The sequence below is a fragment of the Bacteroides sp. genome (genome assembly GCF_029057325.1).
Classification (GTDB): Bacteria; Bacteroidota; Bacteroidia; order Bacteroidales; family Bacteroidaceae; genus Bacteroides.
Genome location: NZ_JAICZW010000068.1, coordinates 1 through 2,073 on the forward strand (window position 1 = coordinate 1; position 2,073 = coordinate 2,073).

The 2,073-nt window shown below is 45.9% G+C and carries 3 protein-coding genes and 2 pseudogenes; 2 read left to right on the forward strand and 3 right to left on the reverse strand.

What is annotated here, in order from left to right; genetic code table 11:
- Positions 1-77 precede the first annotated feature (77 nt).
- Positions 78-287: pseudogene (locus tag K2G43_RS04240) on the reverse strand (IS1182 family transposase); the annotation flags it as partial.
- Between the two features lie 13 nt (positions 288-300).
- Here K2G43_RS04240 and K2G43_RS04245 point away from each other — a divergent pair.
- The gene (locus K2G43_RS04245) at positions 301-516 is read left to right on the forward strand and encodes a hypothetical protein (protein WP_300153113.1); all 216 of its coding nucleotides are present in this window, start codon (positions 301-303) and stop codon (positions 514-516) included.
- Between the two features lie 404 nt (positions 517-920).
- Entirely contained in the window at positions 921-1,283 is a 363-nt protein-coding gene (gene folB / locus K2G43_RS04250; protein WP_300153115.1) for a dihydroneopterin aldolase, read from the forward strand.
- A gap of 177 nt (positions 1,284-1,460) precedes the next feature.
- Here the strand turns inward: folB and K2G43_RS04255 are convergent, their stop codons facing one another.
- Together K2G43_RS04255 and K2G43_RS04260 are read right to left on the reverse strand one after the other, a co-directional pair.
- Positions 1,461-1,910 (reverse strand): DUF6078 family protein, encoded by a 450-nt coding sequence (locus tag K2G43_RS04255; protein WP_297643141.1) that lies wholly within the window; start codon positions 1,908-1,910, stop codon positions 1,461-1,463.
- Between the two features lie 4 nt (positions 1,911-1,914).
- Positions 1,915-2,073, reverse strand: a pseudogene (locus tag K2G43_RS04260) (orotidine 5'-phosphate decarboxylase); the annotation flags it as partial.

Sequence of the window (2,073 nt, forward strand, 5' to 3'; positions counted from 1 at the left end):
CTTATCCTTTCCAAAATGGCGGAAACGTTTGTAATTCATATTGTTTTTCATTTGTCCGAACACGGCTTCCGGTTCTAGGCATACAGAATGACCTTGAGCATCATCCTGGGATGGTAAGGGCTGCGACCGCATTCCTTATACAACTTTCTGAAACTTTCAAGATTCAGGCTCTCAACCAGAGCGTTTACCATGTGCACCGGTTCGTTTTCTGCAATATCCTCGTCAACTCGTGGAGGAAAAAGCACTGTTTGGCTGGGATTGTAAGGACGAAAATGTATCTTTGTCATAGTATAAAATGTTATGCTTAAAGATACAAAATCTTTAGGTAATAACAAAGCCCCTGCTTGTGAAAGTCGGGGCTTTGTGCTTAAAAAAAAAGAAGGTGCGCATTTCATTTTGACACACCCCCATGGTTTTATAGAAACAACTGTTTTTGCGGAGAACAAAGTTTTAATGAAGATATGGAACAAAGACCACAACCCCATCCTTTTCTCTTTTGGCTGTAACGATGTGTGATTGACAAGAGATTGGTAGTTGCAGAAAGTAGTTTTGAATGCGAACAAATATAATAAAAAAACGCTTTTTGTTTTTTCGCAGAATACCCTCTATCTTTGCACTAAGAAACGAAGATAAAGCCGAATCGGTCAATGGGACTCTTTGGCATGCTGAGCCTGTAGGAACATTATCCTATCAAGGGGAGAGGCTGTCCGAAAACCTTATTGCCGCTTACATGCAGTTATGATTTCAGGCACGGATTATACAGATTTCACGGTTTTCTTATTTATCATCCGTGCCTGAAAGAAAACATAACGGAAGTTCGCGGACAGCCTGGGGGAGGGGAGACTCTCCGGCAAATTCGGGAGGACTAAAGAGAGGAGGTAAGCCCTGATGCCGATTGGGGATAAAAAAGAAGAAAAACAATGAACAGCTACATCACCCTAAAGAATGTACGTTTTTTTGCCTACCACGGCGTAGGCGAGCAGGAGACACTGGTAGGCAATGAATTCATCCTTGATCTGCGCCTGAAAGTAAGTATCGAACACGCCATGCTGACAGATGACGTGACGGATACCGTCAGCTATGCCGATGTATATGAAGCCGTGAAAGCCGAGATGGCGATACCTTCCAAACTGTTGGAGCACGTAAGCGGGCGAATCGTCCGTCGTCTTTTTCACGACTTTCCACAGATAGAAGAGATAAACCTGGTTTTGGCGAAGCGTAATCCGCCTATGAATGCCGACATCGAATCGGCAGGCGTTGAACTGCATCTGGTTCGCTCTTGACAACGACTTTTTATATCAGTATTAAAGTGTCGCTTTATTGGTATTAAAGTGTCACTTTATCGGTGTTAAAGCATTACTTTATCCCCACTAAAGTTGTACTTTAATGAGGATAAAGAAAAAATAAAGTGTGATGTCGCTGATTGATAGTACTATACGGCGATTGAAAAAGATGCGGTTTTACCAGTTTTCTTTATCAATGTATCGGTCGAACGTTGGATCGGTCTTGATTCCCGCTTTGCGGAATACGTCTCGGATGCGTTGCTGTTCTTCGGGCGTGATGAGGCGTGCGCCTTTGCGGCTGGAGTAGAAGTAGCTTTCGCAACTGAAGCACGTCATTACGTTGCGGCGTACTTGTGCGGATAGCTTCAGCGGAAGTTCATCGAAGAGATGCGTCATGCCTGTGGCGAAACGGACGGGGCGGTTGTTGCGGTAGTACTTGCATTGTTCCGGTGTGGCAAGGCTCCGGAGGTAGTGCGGGTTCACGACTTGGATGATGCTTTCGGGTCGAGGGCTTTGGGAAAGCACCTGTGCGGCTATGGCATGCAGGCAACTCTCTGCCTTGGGACAAGTGGTCTTGTCCGCAAAGCAGAGAGCGTATCCCTTGGGGATGTCTTGCAGATGTAACATAAGCTTACAGGATTGCTTTCAGTTGTTCTGCCATCTGTGCCTGTACCTCTTGTGCTGCCTTCCGGCTGGCGGCGGCGAAGTTTTCTGTCTTGTCCACGTAGATGATGCCGCGGCTGGAGTTCACAATCAGTCCGCATTCCTTGGTCATGCCGTATTTGCAGAC

What these genes read in the sequence shown, in the direction of transcription:
- folB (WP_300153115.1), top strand. Translation starts at nt 921, where the DNA reads ATGAACAGCTACATCACCCTAAAGAATGTACGTTTTTTTGCCTACCAC.
- K2G43_RS04255 (WP_297643141.1), bottom strand. Translation starts at nt 1,910, where the DNA reads ATGTTACATCTGCAAGACATCCCCAAGGGATACGCTCTCTGCTTTGCG.
- K2G43_RS04245 (WP_300153113.1), top strand. Translation starts at nt 301, where the DNA reads ATGCTTAAAGATACAAAATCTTTAGGTAATAACAAAGCCCCTGCTTGT.